Here is an 18,650-nt window from a genome sequence, read left to right as displayed (position 1 = left end):
GGAGCCCAAACTCCGCCGCGGGAGCAAAAGTGCCCGATCTGCCCCCGAAGTTGCCGACTCGCGGGCGTGTCGGCGGCGCGGCACCCTCCCTGGGGCCTAACGTCAAAGGAAGGAAATGCATACTGAGCATAACTTTAAACCTAAAGTAGAGGTTGAGAGTTCTCACCGGAGGTCGACGTGACATCAAACCAGAACTACCTCGCCGAGATCAAGGTCGTCGGCATTGGCGGAGGCGGCGTTAACGCCGTAAACCGCATGATCGAACTTGGCCTCCGCGGAGTAGAGTTCATCGCTATTAACACCGACGCACAGGCGCTCCTGATGAGCGACGCCGACGTCAAGCTTGATGTGGGCCGCGAGCTCACCCGGGGACTCGGCGCCGGTGCCGACCCCGAGGTTGGCCGTCGCGCCGCCGAGGATCACGCCGAGGAGATCGAGAACGCCCTCGCGGGTGCCGATATGGTCTTTGTCACCGCGGGTGAGGGAGGCGGAACCGGCACCGGTGGAGCCCCCGTCGTGGCGCGCATCGCCAAGTCCATCGGCGCACTCACCATCGGTGTGGTCACCAAGCCCTTCGGCTTTGAGGGCCGCCGCCGTCAGGCTCAGGCCGAGCTTGGTGTTGCCAAGCTGAAGGAGGAGGTGGACACCCTCATCGTGGTGCCCAACGACCGCCTCCTGGAGATTAGCGACCGCGGAATCTCGATGATCGAGGCCTTCGCCACCGCCGACCAGGTCCTGCTTGCCGGCGTTCAGGGCATCACCGACCTGATCACCACCCCGGGCCTGATTAACCTCGACTTCGCCGACGTGAAATCCGTGATGCAGGGCGCCGGATCGGCCCTGATGGGTATCGGCTCCTCGCGCGGCGCCGACCGTGCCATTAAGGCGGCCGAGCTCGCCGTGGCCTCGCCCCTGCTGGAGGCCTCGATCGAGGGCGCACACGGAGTGCTGCTGTCGATTCAGGGTGGCTCCAACCTGGGTATCTTCGAGATCAACGATGCCGCCCGCCTGGTGCAGGAGGCCGTCCACCCCGAGGCCAATATCATCTTCGGAACCGTTATCGACGATAGCCTCGGCGACGAGGTTCGGGTCACCGTTATCGCCGCCGGTTTTGACGGCGGCGAGCCGCCCGTGAAAAACGCCGACGCGCTTAAGGATGCCAAGATTGGCGCCGGCGGGGTCCTCACCTCCACCGAGGAGGTGGCCTCCACCGAGATGATCGTGGATGAGCCCGCCGCCGGCTGGAACGTGGCCTCCGAAAACCTCGATACCCCTCCGGCTACCGCCGACCCCGCCTTCGCGGACTCCGGGGAACTCGATATTCCGGATTTCCTGAAGTAAATCATGGCGCTCAGTGTGGAGCCCGGCGGCGAGAATCACGATCTCGCCGCCGGGCTCGCCCGAATTAACGCCGGGGTAGCCGATGCGGCCCGTGCCGCGCACCGCGACCCCGCCGAGATCACCACGATTGTGGTCACCAAATTTCATCCCGCCTCCCTCGTGCGTGACCTCTACGCCCTCGGGGTGCGCGACGTGGGGGAGAACCGCCATCAGGAGGCCCGGGCCAAGGCCGAGGAGACCTCCGACCTGGAGGGGCTGCGCTGGAATTTCATCGGCCAGCTTCAGTCCAAGAAGGCCCGCCAGGTGCGGCGCTATGCCGCGGCCGTACACTCGCTGGACCGCGAATCGGTGATCGCCGCGCTGGCCGATCCCGATCCGGACTATCCCGAGGCCGCGCCCCTTCCCGGATTCCTGCAGATTAATCTCACGGATGATCCCGGGCGCGGGGGAGTGAACCCCGCCGAGGTTGAGGCCGCCGCCACGCGCGTCCTGGAATCCGCCGCGCTGGACCTGCGCGGGGTCATGGCCGTGGCCCCGCTGGACGAGGAACCGCGTGTCGCCTTTGCGCGCCTGCGGGAGATCTCGGAGAGAGTGCGTAGACTCAAGCCTGAGGCCCGATTTATTTCGGCCGGTATGTCTCACGACTATGCCGCCGCCATTGCCGAGGGTGCGACACACCTTCGAATTGGATCGGCAATCACCGGAAAACGACCGGAACAACGTTAATGTTCTCTATAAGAACCGCGCAAAATCGGAGGTAGCAATGTCCAACCCGCTCAAGAAGACCATGGTCTACCTTGGCCTGGCCGATGACGACCTCGATTACCAGGAGGCGTCACAGAAGGGCCAGCAGGCAGCCGAACAGGCTCCGGCCGCCCCCGCCGCCGCTGCCAGCCCGGTGACCGCTGAATCCCACGTGAACGCCGCCCCCGCGCCCAGCGCGCCGCGCGCCTCGGTTACGCCCCTGCGTCGCCCCACAGCCACGCGCCAGGCCGCCCCGGCCTCGCTCAGCGAGATCCTCACCGTGCACCCCAAGCAGTATAAGGACGCACAGGTGATCGCTGAGACGTTCCGCGATGGTGTACCGGTAATTATCAACCTCTCGCAGATGAGCGATGGCGATGCCCGCCGCCTCATCGACTTCGCAAGTGGTCTTTCACAGGGACTTAACGGCAAGATCGAGCGAGTGACCTCAAAGGTATTCCTCCTGTCCCCGCAGCACGTTGCGGTTCTCGGCGAGTCCGGTGGCGAAGCCGCCGACGTCGAGGGCACGTTCTTCGCCCAGCAATAAGCGACGTGGAGAGCATTATCGGCCTCGTCCGATTCGTCCTTTATACCGCGCTTCTCATCTATTTCATGATGTTATGGGCCCGGTTTGTACTCGACCTCTATCGCTCGATTAAGCCCGGATGGCGCCCGCAGAAAACGGTCCTCATCCTCGCCGAGCTGGTCTTTACCCTCACCGATCCGCCCATCCGATTCTTCCGCAGGATTCTCCCTCCGGTGCGAATCGGTGGCGCCGCGCTCGATTTTGGGTGGAGTATCACCATGTTTTGTGTCCTCATTGCGATGACACTCGTTAATAACTTTGTCCGTGTGTAGGTGCTTCGCGGTATTGTGAAGTGTCACGTATTCGCTCAACGAGCGGAAACAACCGAACCGATCGACGTCGGCAGCCCAAACTGTTGGCACCGTCGGTCACAACCAGTCGTAATGAGTAAGGGTGGGAAGCCATGGCGCTAACTCCGGAAGATGTTGTTAATAAGCAGTTCCAGCAGACGAAGTTCCGCGAGGGCTATGACCAGGACGAGGTAGACGATTTCCTCGATGAGGTCGTTGTTGAACTCCGTCGCCTCGTGCAGGAGAACCAGGAGCTCACCGAGCGCCTGAAGGCAGCCGAGGCGGGTGCCGGTGCACCCAAGAGCGCCACGGCCCCCATCGCCGCGGTTCCCGCTCCCGTATCGGCCGTTGCCGCCGCCGCTCCCGCGGCATCCGGCGACGACGCCGAGAGCTCCTCGAGCCTGCTGCAGCTGGCCCGTCGTCTCCACGACGAGCACGTCAAGGAGGGCACCGAGAAGCGCGATGCGCTTATCGCCGAGGGTCACGCCACCGCCGCCCGCGTGGTTGCCGAGACCGAGGCCAAGCAGCGCGCCCAGGTTGAAATCCTGGAGAAGCAGAAGAGCGTTCTCGAGAATAAGATCGACGAACTGCGTGTCTTCGAGCGCGACTACCGCAAGCAGCTGCGCGGCTATATCGAGGGCCAGCTGAAGGAGCTCGACGAAGCGTCGGGCACCGGCTCCTCCAAGTAGATTCTTGTCTCAAGAATCTCGCACTCACTCCGGTCGGTGGACACTCCCGCTGTTGGCCCTCGTGGCCCTCGCGGGGGTGGCCGCCGACCAGGTGAGCAAATACCTGGTGGTGAATAACCTCACCCTGCACGAGAGCGTCCCCGTTCTGGGCAACGCACTCTCCCTGTACTTCATTAAAAACTCCGGTGCGGCATTTTCGCTGGCCAGCGGGAGCACGTGGATCTTCTCGATCCTGGCCTCGCTAGTGGTCATCGCGATCATCGTTTTTGCCCGCAAGATTCGCTCCACCGCCTGGGCCGTTGTGATCGGCCTGCTGCTCGGCGGTGTGCTCGGAAACCTGATCGATCGCCTGTTCCGGGAGCCCTCGTTTGGCCTGGGCCACGTGGTGGATTTCATCTCCACCCCCTGGCTTGTCCCCGCCGTATATAACGTGGCCGATATCCTCATCGTGGGATCGATGATTCTTTTCCTGATCCTCACGTTCCTGGGCATAAATATCGACGGAACCCGCACCCCCTCCAAGAAGCAGCGCCTCGCCGATGAGCGGGCCGCCGCGGAGGAGAACACCCCCGTAACCGTGGACGATGTCCACACAGAGGAACACACCGATGCAAAGCCGTAGCCTTCCCGTCCCCGACGGTCTGGAGGGGGCCCGCGTAGACCAGGGCCTGGCCAAACTGCTGGGCTTCTCCCGCAGCTTCGCCGCGGAGGTCGCCGAGGCCGGCGGCGTCAGCCAGGGCGGCAAGGTCCTGGGCAAGTCCGATCGGCTCAGCGCCGGCGATTGGCTCGAGGTGTCCTGGACGCCCAAGGCCGAGCCCACGATCGTTCCGGTGGTGCTGGATAACCTCGACATCATCCACGATGACGACGATATAATCGTGATCTCCAAGCCCACCGGCGTCGCGGCCCATCCCTCGATGGGCTGGAGCGGACCCACCGTCCTGGGCGCCCTCGCGGGTGCCGGCTTCACGGTGTCCACCTCGGGTGCCGCCGAGCGCGCGGGAATCGTGCACCGCCTGGACGTGGGCACGTCCGGGCTTATGGTGGTGGCCAAATCCGAGCGCGCCTATACCGAGCTGAAGCGGCAGTTCCACGACCGCGAGGTGGAGAAGATCTATCACGCGATTGTGCAGGGCCGCCCCGATCCGCTCGCGGGCACAATCGACGCCCCCATCGGGCGCCACCCGCGCCACGACTGGAAATTCGCGATCACCGCGGATGGCAAGCACTCGGTCACGCACTATGAGACCATGGAGGCCTTTGTCCGCGGCGCGCTGCTCAAGATCCACCTGGAGACCGGCCGCACACACCAGATCCGTGTACATATGGCCGCGCAGCACCACCCCTGCGTGGGCGATCCGCTCTACGGCGGCGACCCGCAGCTGGCCGAGCGCCTCGGCCTGACCCGGCAGTGGCTGCACGCCACCGAGCTGGAGTTCACCCATCCGGGTTCGGGGGAGCGCGTGCGCTTCACCGCCCCGTATCCCGAGGATCTCTCGCATGCGCTGGATCTCCTGCGCCTCGACTAGGCCATCCCCCTTGCACAGCCCCCGCGCGTTTCGCCGGGGGCTGTGTGTTTTGGGCCACCCGGCCACCCGGGTATTGCTGGCCCGATCCTCGCCCCGCCGTGCCCATAACGGGAGCACGCGGGGTAGTCTTAACATTCCACATCTAGGTGAGTAGCGGAGAAGTTTTTGGCCCCCACTGATAATCAGTTTGTCCATCTGCACGTCCACAGCGAGTACTCGATGCTCGATGGTGCCGCACGCGTAAAACCCCTCGTGGCCGCCGCCGCGGAGGCCGGTATGCCGGCCGTGGCCGTGACCGACCACGGCAACGTCTTTGGGGCGTTCGATTTTTGGAAATCCGCCACCGATGCCGGCGTGAAGCCCATCATCGGCACCGAGGCGTATATCACCCCCGGCACGCACCGCTCGGATCGCACGCGAATCCGCTGGGGCGATGGCTCGCGCGATGACGTCTCGGGCTCGGGAGCCTATACCCATATGACGCTGCTGTCCGAGACCACCGAGGGCATGCACAACCTGTTCCGGCTCAACTCGCTGGCCTCGATCGAGGGCTATTATTTTAAGCCGCGCATGGACCGCGAACTGCTGGAAACCTACGGCAAGGGCCTGATCGCCACCACCGGCTGCCCGTCCAGCGAGATCCAGACCCGGCTTCGCCTGGGGCAATACGACGAGGCACGCAAGGCCGCCGCCGAATATCAGGACATCTTCGGCAAGGAAAATTATTTCTGCGAGATCATGGACCACGGTCTGGATATCGAGCGCCGTGTCATCGGCGATCTCCTGAAGATCGCCAAGGACCTTCAGATTCCGCTCGTGGCCACCAACGACCTGCACTATACCCATGAGCACGATGCCAAATCGCATTCGGCCCTGCTGTGTGTGCAGTCGGGCAGCACGATGGACGATCCCAACCGCTTTAAATTTGACGGCGAATCCTATTATCTGAAAACCGCCGAGGAGATGCGTGATCTCTTCCGCGATCACCCGGATGCCTGCGATAACACGCTGCTCATCGCCGAGCGCTGCAACGTCGAATTTAATACCAAGGCCAACTATATGCCGCGGTTCCCGGTGCCCCCGGGAGAAAACGAGGACAGCTGGTTCATCAAGGAGACCGAGAAGGGCCTGCACGAGCGCTATCCGAACGGTATCCCCGCAAATGTGCGCGAGCGTGCCGATTATGAGGTGGGCGTCATCATCCAGATGGGCTTCCCCGGGTATTTCCTCGTGGTGGCCGACTTCATCAACTGGTCCAAGGAGAACGGCATTCGGGTGGGTCCCGGGCGTGGTTCGGGTGCCGGTTCGATGGTGGCCTATGTGATGAAAATCACCGATCTGGATCCCATCCAGCACGGCCTGATCTTCGAGCGGTTCCTCAACCCCGAGCGTGTGTCGATGCCCGACTTCGATGTGGACTTCGATGATCGTCGCCGCGGCGAGGTCATCACCTATGTGACCGAAAAATACGGCGATGAGCGCGTGGCCCAGATCGTGACCTATGGCACGATTAAGGCCAAGCAGGCGCTGAAGGACTCCTCGCGTGTGCTGGGCTTCCCCTATGGCATGGGAGAGAAGCTCACCAAGGCCATGCCCCCCGCGATCATGGGTAAGGATATCCCGCTCACCGGGATCTTCGATAAGGACCACCCGCGCTATAAGGAGGCCGTGGATATCCGCTCGGTGATCGAATCCGATCCCGAGGCACGCACGGTATTTGATACAGCGCTGGGCCTGGAAAACCTGAAGCGCCAGTGGGGTGTACACGCCGCCGGTGTGATCATGTCCTCCGAGCCGCTGATCGACATCGTGCCGATCATGAAGCGCGAGCAGGACGGCCAGATCGTCACCCAGTTTGACTACCCCGCGTGTGAGAGCCTGGGCCTGATCAAGATGGACTTCCTGGGGTTGCGCAACCTCACGATCATCGACGATGCCCTGGATAATATCCGCTCCAACCGCAACGAGGAGCTGGTGCTCGAGGACCTCACGCTCGATGATGTGGCCGCCTATGAGCTGCTGGCCCGCGGCGATACCCTCGGGGTATTCCAGCTGGATGGTGGGCCCATGCGCTCGCTCCTGCGCCTGATGAAGCCCGATAATTTTGAGGACATCTCGGCCGTGCTGGCGCTCTACCGCCCGGGCCCGATGGGTGTGAACTCGCATACCAACTATGCGCTGCGTAAAAATAAGCAGCAGGAGATCGTGCCGATCCACCCCGAGCTGGAGGAGCCGCTGCACGAGATCCTGGGCGGTACCTATGGCCTGATCGTATATCAGGAGCAGGTCATGAGTGCGGCGCAGAAGCTCGCCGGGTTTAGCCTCGGCCAGGCCGATGTGCTGCGCCGCGCGATGGGTAAAAAGAAGAAGTCTGAGCTGGATAAGCAGCAGGCCGATTTCTTTGGTGGAATGGCGGCCAATGGCTATTCCCAGGAGGCCATGGACGCGCTCTGGAAGGTCCTGGAATCCTTCGCCGACTACGCCTTTAACAAGGCACATACGGCGGCCTACGGGCTGGTGTCCTATTGGACCGCCTATCTTAAGGCGCATTTCCCGGCCGAGTATATGGCGGCGCTGCTGACCAGCGTGGGCGATTCCAAGGATAAGCTCGCGATTTATCTTAACGAGTGCCGCCGCATGGGCATTAAGGTCCTGCCGCCGGATGTGAACGAGTCGATCGGCTTTTTTGCCGCCGTGGGCGAGGATATTCGCTTTGGGCTGGGGGCCGTGCGCAACGTGGGCACCAACGTGGTGGAGGGGATCCGAAGCGCGCGCGCCGAAAAGGGCCGCTATGAGAACTTCCACGACTATCTCGCGAAGGTGCCGATGCAGGCCACCAATAAGCGCAGCGTGGAATCACTGATTAAGGCCGGCGCCTTTGACTCGCTGGGCAATACCCGGCGCGCACTGGTGGAGATCCACGAGGACGCCGTGGATTCCGCGGTGGGTCTTAAGCGCAACGAGGCCAAGGGCCAGGTGGATCTTTTTGCCGGGATCTTTGACCTGGACGAGGTGAACTCGCAGGTACCCGATCGGCCCGAGTGGAATAAGCGCGATAAGCTCGCGTTTGAGCGCGAGATGCTGGGCCTTTATGTCTCCGATCATCCGCTCGCCGGGCTCGAATTGCAGCTGGCCAAGCACGCCTCCACCACGATCACCGATCTGATGGCCTCCGAGGCCACCCAGGACGGCGATACCGTGACCATCGCCGGGCTGGTGACCGGGGTACAGCACCGCGTGGCCAAGCAGTCCGGAAATCAGTACGGCATGATCACCGTGGAGGACTTCGGTGGCGAGATCACCGTGATGTTCATGGGTAAGGGCTATCAGGAGTTCTCCCAGCAGCTGATTGCCGACTCGATTGTGGTGGTGCGCGGGCGGGTGAGCATGCGAGATGACGGCATGAATCTGCACGCCTATAGCCTGATCGCCCCCGAGTTTGAGCAGTCCGATAATCTGGGCCTGCTTCACCTATCGATGCCGGATTCCCGGGCGAGTACCCAGCTGATCGGGGAGCTGCGCGAGGTTTTGCTGCGCCACCCGGGCGAGAGTGAGCTGAGGATACGTTTGATTCGCGGCGATGTTGCGCGCGTCTTCGAGGTACCGAACTATCCTGTACGGGTGAGCCCGGACCTCTTCGGCGAGCTGAAATCTCTGCTCGGCCCGAACTGTTTGAGCTAAACGATTTTCGGAATTTTTTAGAGACAGGACACGAGATGACTTTCTCCGATCACCCGGGCGGACCCCGGCCCGGCCCCGCGGGGCAGTTTCCCGGGGCCCATCCCGGCCCGGCCCCGCGTGGGCCGATCGCCGTAGGGGTATTTACGCTCCGCGAGGTGCTCTTTCTGGGTGTGACGGTCCTGGTGCTGGTCACCACCTTCCTGCCGCTGATCTCGGTCAGCCTGGGGCGGGGTGGCCAAACGGGTTCGATCACGATGTGGCAGGGCGGCCTGGCCTGGCTGCTGCTTCCCGCCGTGGGGATGCTGCTCGCGGCCGCGGTGCTGATCGTGCTGCGCCGGGTCCTGCCCGATCTCCGCCTGCGGGTGGGGTCGTTCTCGGTGGATCAATTTGCGTCGATGGCGGCCGTGTTTACGCTTGGTGTGCAGCTGGGCCTGCTGATTCTTGGTGTCCAGCTCATCCGCGTGGTTGAGGGTCTGGGTGGGCTCTTCTCCGGGGGAATGGCCGGGCTGAGCATCGGCCTGGGGCCGATTCTTGCGGTGGTTTTCCTGCTGGGCGGCGTGGCCGTGACCACCTTCGCCAATCGCATCCCGGGCCTGCGGGCCGATTTTGAGGGGCGCGCCGAGATTCCCGCGCACCCCTACGCCCGGCCGGTGGCGGCCGTGCCCCGCGCGGCACGTCCCGCCGCGCAGCCAGCCGCGGGTTATCCGGCCGCGGGTTATGGCCAGCCGGCCCACACCGGCATGGCCCCGGGGGCGCCCGCTCAGGCGGCCCAGGCCCAGGCCCAGCCTCAGGCGCCGGGTGCAGCCGCCCCGGTTGCCCCCGCGGGCGATCGCGACCGGGCGTGGCAGAGTGCCGCGCAGGAGGTTCGCGGACGCCAGGGGCACGGCCCCGTCCCGACCGCCCCGGGCGCAGCGGCCCCGCATGCCCCCGTCGCGGATCACACGGCCACGGCCACCCCGGCCGGCGCCCACCCTCCGGCCTTCGCGGCACAGACCCCTGCCTCGGCACAGACCCCTGCCTCGACACAGGCTCCCGCGGCACAGACCCCTCCCGTGGCGCTGACCCCCACCCCCGCCCAGGCTCAGGAGCTCGCCCAGGCGCGTGCCCTTGCCGAGGCCCAGGCGCTTGCGCAGGAACAGGCCCGCGCCGAGGCCGAGGCCCGTGCCGCCGCCGAGGCCGAGGCCGCCGCTCGGGCCCGGGCCGCTGCCCATGCCCGCGAGCAGGCCGAGGCGGCGGCGCAGGCCGAGGCCGCCGCCCGTGAGGCCGAGCCCGTGGCGGCCCCGCTGCCCGCGGGACCGTTCTGGGTCTACTCGCCCGTGCCGCGTCCCGTATTTGATCGCGTAAGCGGCGACACCCTCTTTGAGATCGGTCCGCTCGCCTGGGCCCTCGCGCTCGAGGATCACGGCAGCGAACTGGTCATCCGCCACGATGACGGACGCATCGGCGTCCTGCGCGACGTCGCGGGCCTCACCCGCGGCTAACCACCGGCTCCGGCTAAGATTAGTGATGACATGATTCAGACCATTGATCTTCGCCAGCAGAGCCCCTCTCGTTCCGAGCTCACCGCCCTCCTCCCGCGCCCCACCGTTGACGTCTCGGTGGCCTCCCAGGCCGCCGCCGCGCTCATCGCCGAGGTGCGGGAGGGCGGCGAGAGCGCATTGCGCGAGCATGCGCGTCGCTTTGACGGGGCCGAGCCCACCCATATCCGCGTGCCCCTCGCCGAGATCGAGGCCGCGGTGGCCGCACTCGACCCGGCCGTGCGCGCGGCACTGGAGACGGCCATCGCGCGCGTGCGGCTCGCCTCGGCCGCGCAGGTGCCCGCGGAGATCACCACCACCATCGCCGCCGACTCGCGGATTATCCAGCGCTGGCAGCCCGTGGACCGGGTGGGCCTCTATGTGCCCGGCGGTAAGGCCGTTTATCCCTCCAGCGTGGTCATGAACGTGGTTCCCGCGCAGGTCGCGGGTGTGGCCTCGCTCGCGCTGGCCTCGCCCGGCCAGAGCGAGTTCGGTGGGGGAGTGCACCCCGTGATCCTGGGGGCCGCGGGCCTGCTGGGAATCACCGAGGTTTATGCCATGGGAGGGGCCAGCGCGATTGGCGCCCTCGCCTATGGTGTGCCCGAGATTGGCCTGGAACCCGTGGATATCGTCACGGGTCCCGGCAATATTTATGTGGCCGCCGCTAAGCGCCTGGTCAAGGGCCAGGTGGGTATCGATTCCGAGGCCGGCACCACCGAGATCCTGGTGATCGCCGATGCCGCTGCCAGCGCCCGCCTGGTGGCCGCCGATCTGATCAGCCAGGCCGAGCACGATGAGGCTGCCGCATCGCTGCTGGTCACCGACTCGGCCGAATTTGCCCAGGAGGTCACCGCTGAACTCGCCGCCCAGGCGGCAACCACCGCGCACTCAGCCCGCGTCCTGCAGGCCCTCGCCGGCCCGCAGTCGGCGATTGTGCTGGTTTCCGATCTGGCCGCGGCCGCCCGGTTTAGCAATGCCTACGGCCCCGAACACCTCGAAATCCAAACCGCGGATGACGCCGCGGTGCTCGCCCAGATCACCAGTGCCGGCGCGATCTTCCTCGGCGCGCACTCTCCCGTGAGCCTCGGTGATTATCTGGCCGGTTCCAACCACGTTCTCCCCACCGGCGGCCAGAGCCGCTTCTCCGCGGGGCTCGGCGCGGCCACCTTCCTGCGCCCGCAGCAGATCATCGAGTATGGTCGAGTCGGCCTCGGCGAGGTCGCCGCGGGTATCCGCGCACTCTCGGATGCCGAGGCCCTGCCCGCACACGGCGATGCCGTGGCCATCCGCTTCTCCGAGCCCTCCAACTAAGTCTGGTCTGTAGTTATGCACTGTCCCTTTTGCCGACACCCCGATTCCCGCGTCATCGACTCGCGCACAAGCGATGACGGCCTCTCTATTCGCCGTCGCCGGCAGTGCCCCGAGTGCGGGGGGCGCTTCAGCACCTCCGAGACCGCAAGCCTGAACGTGATTAAGCGCAGCGGCGTGGTGGAGCCCTTCAGCCGCGAGAAGGTGGTGTCGGGAGTGCGTAAGGCCTGCCAGGGCCGCCCCGTGACCGACCCCGATCTGGCGATGCTCGCACAGACCGTGGAGGAGGTCATCCGGCAGACCGGCACCAGCCAGATCGAGGCCAACGAGATTGGCCTGGCCATTTTGCAGCCCCTGCGCGAACTCGACGAGGTGGCGTATCTGCGCTTCGCGAGCGTCTATCAGGCCTTTGAATCCCTCGAGGATTTTGAGGCCGCCATTGCCCAGCTGCGCGCCGACGCGGCCGCCTCGGCCTAGCCGACCCACCCAGGAACACACATGTACCCCTTTTTCTTTAAAACAGTGCTCACGCGGTTTTCCCCGGAACGGGCACACCACCTGGCCGCCACCGCGATCACCGCGGTTCCCCGGCTGGGGCTCTCCCGGGCGGCCGATCGCCTGACCGCGGCCGGTTCCGATCTCTCGGTGCGCGCCCTGGGCCTGACCTTCCCCACCCCCTTTGGTGTGGCCGCGGGTTTTGATAAGGACGCCACGATGGTGCGCGGCCTGGGCGACCTGGGCTTTGGCCACGTCGAGGTGGGCACGCTGACCGCGCACTCCCAGCCCGGCAACCCCGGTCCGCGCCTATTCCGCCTGCCCGCCGACCGTGCGCTGATCAACCGAATGGGCTTTAATAACGGCGGTGCCGAGCGTGCGGCCCGGCGGATTATTGCGCTGCGGGCCACGGGAAAGAAGCTCCCGATCATTGGCGTGAATATCGGCAAGAGCCGCGTGGTAGACGTGGATGATGCCGTAGAGGACTATCTGGAATCCACGCGCCTGCTGGCACCGGTGGCCGATTATCTGGTCATCAACGTGAGCTCTCCCAATACGCCCGGGCTGCGCGGGCTGCAGGAATTGGACCGGCTGGAGCCGCTGCTGACGGCCGTGAAGGCGGCGGCCGGGCGCACCCCGCTGCTGCTCAAGATCGCGCCCGATCTTGAGGACGAGGCCGTGACGCGGATCGCCGAACTGGTGGTGCGCACGGGCCTGGACGGGATCATCGCGACCAATACCACGATCTCGCGCGAGGGCCTGCGGACCCCCGCCCGCGACGTGGAAAAAATGGGCGCCGGGGGGCTCTCGGGCGCGCCGCTTAAGGCACGCTCGCTTGAGGTCCTGCACCTGATTCGTGCCGCCGTTCCCGCCGAGCTGTGTGTGATCTCGGTCGGGGGAGTGGAGACCGCCGAGGAGGTAAACGCCCGCCTCGAGGCCGGCGCCACCCTGGTCCAGGGCTATTCGGCGTTTATCTATCGTGGCCCGCTCTGGGGCCGCGAGATCAACCGTGGCCTCGCCGCGCTGCGCGCCGCGCGCCGCGTCTAGCCATAAAAAATACCGCCCGTCGTCCGGAATGGACGACGGGCGGTATGTATTTTCCCCTAGGAGGGGAACTGCCAGCGCTTCACCTGCGGCTTGGGCAGGCGCAGGAAGCGCATCTGCAGGGCGCGCATCGTGGCGTACCAGCGCACACCCTTCTCGGCCTCGCCGTATTTCTCGGCGAGCTTACGACGCAGGCGGAATCCGAGGATTACGCAGTCGATGATCGCCAGGAATACGATGCCCCACAGCGCAAAGAACGTATAGTTGGCGGCCTGGTTATTCTGGAACATCGAGACGATGATCACCACAAACATCAGCGGGATCAGCCACTCGCCCACGCTGAAGCGCGCGTCCACATAATCGCGCACAAATTTGCGCTGCGGTCCGCGGTCACGCACGGGCAGATAGCGCTCATCGCCGGCGGCCAGGCCGAGGCGCGCCTTTTCGCGCTCCTGGGCCATCTGCTCGCGGGCGCGCTTATTCGCTTCCTTGCGATCATTGGGAACGAGCGGACGCTTATTGGCCGCCTCACGCTCCTTACGCGTTGGGGTGGGTCGACCCTTGCCCGTGCCGGCCGCGAGGCGGGCCTGGGTTTCGTCAAGAGTTTCGGTCTCCGGCTTTGCCGGAGTGCCTTCATTTTGCTTAGTCACACTCGGTCCTTGGATTGGCTACGGGTTAAGATTACCCGTATGAACGCACACAACGGCACTTCTCCGGCCACATTGACCTCCGCATTGGATATTGCGTTGGCCGAATCCGTCAAAACCGCCCTCCCCACCACCCTCGGGGAACTTGGCGATCTTGTCCGCATCCCCAGCGTAGCCTGGGATGGCTTTGATCACGCACTTGTCCAGCGCAGCGCAGAGGCCATTGCCGATCTCGCGCGCGGCACGGGCGTCTTCGAAAACGTCAGCATCTCGCATGCGCGCCTCCCCGATAGTGATGAGCTGGGGCAGCCCGCGATCCTCGCGACACGCCCGGCAAAGAACGGCGCGCCGACGGTCCTGCTTTATGCCCACCACGACGTGCAGCCCCCCGGGGCCGAGGCCGATTGGGATACCCCCGCCTATGAGCCCACCGTGATCGGTGATCGCCTCTATGGTCGCGGTGCCGCCGACGATAAGGCCGGCGTGATGTCCCATATCGCCGCGATCCGCGCCCTGCGTGATGCGGCGGGCGAGGACTTCGACCTGGGCCTTACCCTGTTCATCGAGGGGGAGGAGGAGTTTGGTTCCCGCTCCTTTGCCAATTTCCTCGTGCAGCACCGCTCCGAACTCGCCGCGGATGCGATCGTGGTGGCCGATTCCAATAACTGGGATGAGCTCACCCCGGCGCTCACCGTCGCGCTGCGCGGAAACGTCACGTTCCGCCTCACGGTGCGCACCCTGGATCATGCCTCGCACTCGGGCATGTTTGGCGGGGCCGTGCCCGATGCCATGCTGGCCACGGTGCGACTGCTGGATACCCTCTGGGATGAGCAGGGGAGTGTGGCCGTGGCCGGACTGATCTCGCGCGATGCCCAGACCCCCGCCTATGACGAGGCGCAGCTGCGCGCCGAGACGGGCCTGAGCGAGGGCGTCAGCCCGATCGGTACGGGGTCGATCCTCGGCCGCATCTGGGATAAGCCCTCGATCAGCATCACCGGCATCGACGCGCCCAGCGTGCAGAACGCCTCGAATACCCTGATTCCGGCCGTGAGTGTGCGCGTGAGCGTGCGGATCGCCCCGGGCCAGGACGCCGAGCAGGCCGCCGAGGCCATCGCAACCCACCTGCGCGCTCACGCCCCGTATGGTGCCCAGTTGAGCATCGACGATGTGGACACCGGCAGCCCGTTCCTCGTGGATACCAGCCACCCGCTGGTGGCCGCCGCCAAGCAGGCCATGGCCGATGCCTGGCAGGTGGCGCCCGTGGAGCTGGGTATCGGCGGATCGATCCCCTTCATTGCCGACCTGGTGCGCGAGTTCCCGGAGGCCGCGATCCTGGTGACCGGTGTGGAGGACCCGCACTCGCGCGCGCATAGCCCAAATGAATCGCTGCACCTCGGCGTCTTTGAGCGCTCAACCCTCGCCGAGGCGCTGCTGCTGGGCCGGCTGAACGAGTCCGCGGGAAAATAATTTCCCGCTCGGGGAATCCGTGGGGCCCGGAAGTGGTTAGGCTGTTATAAGACTACGATCGTCGATTTTGGCGAGATGTAAAGAAGGAGAGTCATGAGCGAGGCAACGTTGACCGAAACCGAGGCATCCGCCCCGGTGCTGGCATCCACCACGGAGGAGACCCCCGCCCACGGCGTGGGCCTCACCGTGACCGCCGCCGATAAGGTGAAGAGCCTTCTTGGTCAGGAGGGTCGCGATGATCTGCGCCTGCGCGTGGCCGTGCAGCCCGGCGGCTGTTCGGGTCTCATTTATCAGCTGTATTTCGATGAGCGCTTCATGGACGGCGATGTCACCGTTGACTTCGGCGGCGTTGAGGTCATCGTGGATGGCATGAGTGTTCCCTACCTGGACGGTGCCACGATCGACTTCGAGGACACCATCCAGAAGCAGGGTTTCACGATTGATAACCCCAATGCCGGCGGAAGCTGCGCCTGCGGGGATAGCTTCAGCTAAATATTCACGTCGAGTCGCCACGCGACACACCGACCGAGAGGGACGCCAAAAGGCGTCCCTTTCGGCGTTTTTACAGCTTTTGTTGGCAGGATGACGGCATCTATGTACCGGAATTTCGGGGAATGGTCCCGAACCGGTGTCGGTATCGGGCTAGACTGGACGCTGAACCAATAGTATTTTTGCGAAAGGTCCCAGGTGCGCTCGAATCGTAGACTCCGCTGGGCTTCACTGCCGGTAGCGCTCACGCTTGTCGTGATCCTTGCCGGGTGTACCCAGGCCGAGCTTCACGGCTATCTCCCCGGCTTCGTCGAGGGCGAGAAGCCGGTAACAAACCACACCGAGAGGGTCGCCGGTCTCTGGACAACCTCTTGGATTGTCCTCCTCGCGGTCGGTGTGATCACATGGGGTCTCATTATTTGGGCCATCGTTGTGTACCGCCGCCGCAAGGGTCAGACCGGTCTTCCGGTACAGATGCGCTATAACATGCCCATCGAAATTCTTTATACGATCATCCCGCTGATCCTCGTGATGGGCTTCTTTGCCTTCACCGCTCGCGATCAGGCGGCCATCGAAGCTCAGTTCGATGACCCGGACGTTCAGGTCCAGGTCTTCGGCAAGCAGTGGTCGTGGGACTTCGTATACCCCGACGCCGTTGACGGCGAGGACGTCTGGACTGCCGGTGTGCAGACCCGCCAGGTAGAGGGCGGCGAGTTCGATCCGAACACCGTCCCCACCCTGTACCTCCCCGTTGACAAGAAGGTCAAGATCGCTCTCGAGTCCCGAGACGTGATCCACTCCTTCTGGGTCATCGACTTCCTCTATAAGAAGGACATGTACCCGGGTAAGACCAACTACATGTCGTTCATCCCGGAGCGCATCGGCGAGTATAAGGGTAAGTGTGCCGAGCTTTGTGGCCAGGACCACTCGATGATGCTCTTCAACGTCAAGGTCGTCTCTCAGGCCGATTACGATGCGCACCTCGCCGAGCTTAAGGCCGCGGGGAACGTGGGTAACTTCGGTTCGGAGTACAACCGCAACCAGAACCTCCCGGGCATCGCGCCGGCCGAGGGTACCGTCAAGGAAGAGGGCAAGTAACCTATGTCCACCGTGACAGACATCCCCGCTGGCCAGGCCAGCGTGCTCAACCGTTCCAAGGTTGAGCACAAGGGAAATATCTTGGTGAAGTGGATTACCTCCACCGACCACAAGACCATCGGGTACATGTACCTGATCGCATCATTTATCTTCTTCTGCATCGGTGGCGTGATGGCCCTGCTCATCCGCGCCCAGCTCTTTGAGCCCGGTCTCACCATCGTGGAGACCAAGGAACAGTACAACCAGCTGTTCACGATGCACGGAACGATCATGCTGCTCATGTTCGCCACCCCGCTGTTCTCCGGCTTTGCAAACGCACTGATGCCGCTGCAGATCGGTGCCCCCGATGTGGCGTTCCCCCGACTGAACGCCTTTGCCCTGTGGCTCTATGTTTTTGGTAGCCTCATCGCCGTGGGTGGATTCCTCACCCCGCAGGGTGCAGCGTCGTTTGGTTGGTTTGCCTATGCGCCACTGTCGAGTACAACATTCTCGCCAGGTATAGGTGGAAACCTCTGGGTGCTGGGTCTGGCGATGTCCGGATTCGGAACCATTCTGGGTGCCGTGAACTTCATCACCACGATCATCACGATGCGTGCCCCGGGTATGACGATGTGGCGTATGCCCATCTTCACCTGGAATACCCTCGTGACCTCGCTGCTGATCCTCATGGCCTTCCCGGTCCTCGCCGCCGCCCTGTTTGCGCTGGGTGCCGACCGAGTATTTGGTGCCCATATCTTCGACGCCGAAAACGGCGGAGTGATGCTGTGGCAGCACATGTTCTGGTTCTTCGGTCACCCCGAGGTTTACATCATCGCGCTGCCGTTCTTCGGTATCGTCTCGGAGATCTTCCCGGTATTTAGCCGCAAGCCGATCTTCGGATATAAGACGCTGGTTTATGCCACCATCGCGATCGCCGCCCTGTCCGTGACCGTGTGGGCCCACCACATGTACGTCACCGGTTCGGTGCTCCTGCCGTTCTTCGCCCTGATGACGATGCTGATCGCGGTTCCGACCGGTGTGAAGATCTTCAACTGGATCGGTACCATGTGGCGCGGTTCGGTCACCTTCGAGACCCCGATGATCTGGTCGCTCGGCTTCCTGATTACCTTCGTCTTCGGTGGTCTGACCGGTGTCATCCTGGCATCGCCCCCGCTGGACTTCCACGTCTCGGATACCTACTTCGTGATCGCCCACTTCCACTACGTGGTATTTGGCACCGTGGTATTTGCCATGTTCGCCGGCTTCTACTTCTGGTGGCCCAAGTGGACCGGCAAGATGCTCAACGAGAAGCTGGGTTATTGGCACTTCTGGCTGCTGTTTATCGGTTTCCACACCACGTTCCTGATCCAGCACTGGATCGGCGTGATGGGCTTCCCGCGTCGTTATTACACGTATGCGCCCTCCGATAACATCACCTGGATGAACCAGCTGTCGACGATCGGTTCGTTTATCCTCGCCGTATCGCTGATCCCGTTCTTCCTGAACGTATACATCACGGCCCGCAAGGCGCCGAAGGTCACCGTGAACGACCCCTGGGGTTATGGTGGATCGCTTGAGTGGGCCACCTCGTGCCCGCCCCCGCGCCACAACTTCACGTCGATCCCGCGTATCCGCTCCGAGCGTCCCGCGTTTGACCTGAACCACCCCGAGGCGGCAGAGCACTCCGTGCCCGCGCCGGTCGCGGAACAGACCCGGCTGAACCCTTCCGATGGAAAGGTGAACTAA

General features: G+C 64.1%; 17 protein-coding genes. 16 read left to right on the top strand and 1 reads right to left on the bottom strand.

Annotated elements, in window-relative coordinates; translation table 11 throughout:
- The first annotated feature begins 177 nt into the window (after positions 1–177).
- The 12 genes from ftsZ to KXZ72_RS03590 all read left to right on the top strand — a co-directional run bounded on the left by ftsZ (position 178) and on the right by KXZ72_RS03590 (position 13,227).
- Positions 178–1,341, top strand: coding sequence for a cell division protein FtsZ (gene ftsZ, locus KXZ72_RS03645; RefSeq protein WP_226082373.1), 1,164 nt, complete (start codon positions 178–180; stop codon positions 1,339–1,341).
- Positions 1,342–1,344: 3 nt separating this feature from the next.
- Positions 1,345–2,067, top strand: coding sequence for a YggS family pyridoxal phosphate-dependent enzyme (locus tag KXZ72_RS03640; RefSeq protein WP_226082372.1), 723 nt, complete (start codon positions 1,345–1,347; stop codon positions 2,065–2,067).
- 37 nt (positions 2,068–2,104) lie between these two features.
- Positions 2,105–2,632, top strand: a complete 528-nt coding sequence (locus KXZ72_RS03635; RefSeq protein WP_226082371.1) for a cell division protein SepF — start codon at positions 2,105–2,107, stop codon at positions 2,630–2,632.
- A 65-nt stretch (positions 2,633–2,697) separates the two neighbouring features.
- The gene (locus KXZ72_RS03630) at positions 2,698–2,943 is read left to right on the top strand and encodes a YggT family protein (RefSeq protein ID WP_264159451.1); all 246 of its coding nucleotides are present in this window, start codon (positions 2,698–2,700) and stop codon (positions 2,941–2,943) included.
- A gap of 131 nt (positions 2,944–3,074) precedes the next feature.
- Positions 3,075–3,650, top strand: coding sequence for a DivIVA domain-containing protein (locus KXZ72_RS03625; protein WP_226082369.1), 576 nt, complete (start codon positions 3,075–3,077; stop codon positions 3,648–3,650).
- Between the two features lie 61 nt (positions 3,651–3,711).
- Positions 3,712–4,272, top strand: coding sequence for a signal peptidase II (lspA, locus tag KXZ72_RS03620; RefSeq protein ID WP_264159496.1), 561 nt, complete (start codon positions 3,712–3,714; stop codon positions 4,270–4,272).
- On the top strand, positions 4,259–5,179 hold the full coding sequence (locus KXZ72_RS03615; RefSeq protein ID WP_226082367.1) for an RluA family pseudouridine synthase: 921 nt from the start codon (positions 4,259–4,261) through the stop codon (positions 5,177–5,179). Before lspA ends, KXZ72_RS03615 begins: the two co-directional genes overlap by 14 nt.
- Positions 5,180–5,398: 219 nt before the next feature.
- Positions 5,399–8,860 carry a DNA polymerase III subunit alpha gene (dnaE, locus tag KXZ72_RS03610; protein ID WP_264159495.1) on the top strand — a complete coding sequence of 1,154 codons (3,462 nt, stop codon included), beginning with the start codon at positions 5,399–5,401 and terminating at the stop codon, positions 8,858–8,860.
- 35 nt (positions 8,861–8,895) lie between these two features.
- Complete coding sequence (locus KXZ72_RS03605; protein WP_226082365.1) at positions 8,896–10,341, top strand: hypothetical protein; 1,446 nt, start codon at positions 8,896–8,898, stop codon at positions 10,339–10,341.
- Between the two features lie 30 nt (positions 10,342–10,371).
- Positions 10,372–11,688 carry a histidinol dehydrogenase gene (gene hisD / locus KXZ72_RS03600; RefSeq protein WP_226082364.1) on the top strand — a complete coding sequence of 439 codons (1,317 nt, stop codon included), beginning with the start codon at positions 10,372–10,374 and terminating at the stop codon, positions 11,686–11,688.
- 15 nt (positions 11,689–11,703) lie between these two features.
- Complete coding sequence (nrdR, locus tag KXZ72_RS03595; RefSeq protein WP_226082363.1) at positions 11,704–12,162, top strand: transcriptional regulator NrdR; 459 nt, start codon at positions 11,704–11,706, stop codon at positions 12,160–12,162.
- A gap of 21 nt (positions 12,163–12,183) precedes the next feature.
- Positions 12,184–13,227, top strand: a complete 1,044-nt coding sequence (locus tag KXZ72_RS03590) for a quinone-dependent dihydroorotate dehydrogenase (protein WP_226082362.1) — start codon at positions 12,184–12,186, stop codon at positions 13,225–13,227.
- Positions 13,228–13,283: 56 nt separating this feature from the next.
- Here KXZ72_RS03590 and KXZ72_RS03585 read toward each other — a convergent pair whose 3' ends face one another.
- Positions 13,284–13,874, bottom strand: a complete 591-nt coding sequence (locus KXZ72_RS03585) for a DUF3043 domain-containing protein (protein ID WP_226082361.1) — start codon at positions 13,872–13,874, stop codon at positions 13,284–13,286.
- 39 nt (positions 13,875–13,913) lie between these two features.
- Here KXZ72_RS03585 and KXZ72_RS03580 point away from each other — a divergent pair, with 39 nt between their 5' ends.
- The 4 genes from KXZ72_RS03580 to ctaD all read left to right on the top strand — a co-directional run bounded on the left by KXZ72_RS03580 (position 13,914) and on the right by ctaD (position 18,650).
- Entirely contained in the window at positions 13,914–15,338 is a 1,425-nt protein-coding gene (locus KXZ72_RS03580) for a dipeptidase (protein WP_226082360.1), read from the top strand.
- 93 nt (positions 15,339–15,431) lie between these two features.
- The gene (locus KXZ72_RS03575) at positions 15,432–15,830 is read left to right on the top strand and encodes a HesB/IscA family protein (RefSeq protein WP_404823663.1); all 399 of its coding nucleotides are present in this window, start codon (positions 15,432–15,434) and stop codon (positions 15,828–15,830) included.
- A gap of 195 nt (positions 15,831–16,025) precedes the next feature.
- Complete coding sequence (ctaC, locus tag KXZ72_RS03570; RefSeq protein WP_226082359.1) at positions 16,026–16,925, top strand: aa3-type cytochrome oxidase subunit II; 900 nt, start codon at positions 16,026–16,028, stop codon at positions 16,923–16,925.
- Positions 16,926–16,928: 3 nt separating this feature from the next.
- Positions 16,929–18,650 carry an aa3-type cytochrome oxidase subunit I gene (gene ctaD / locus KXZ72_RS03565; RefSeq protein ID WP_226082358.1) on the top strand — a complete coding sequence of 574 codons (1,722 nt, stop codon included), beginning with the start codon at positions 16,929–16,931 and terminating at the stop codon, positions 18,648–18,650.

The organism is Mycetocola spongiae, from assembly GCF_020424085.1.
Lineage (GTDB): Bacteria > Actinomycetota > Actinomycetes > Actinomycetales > Microbacteriaceae > Mycetocola > Mycetocola spongiae.
The sequence above is the reverse complement of the archived record's forward strand: the minus strand, read 5'-3'. Positions and strand labels throughout refer to the sequence as shown.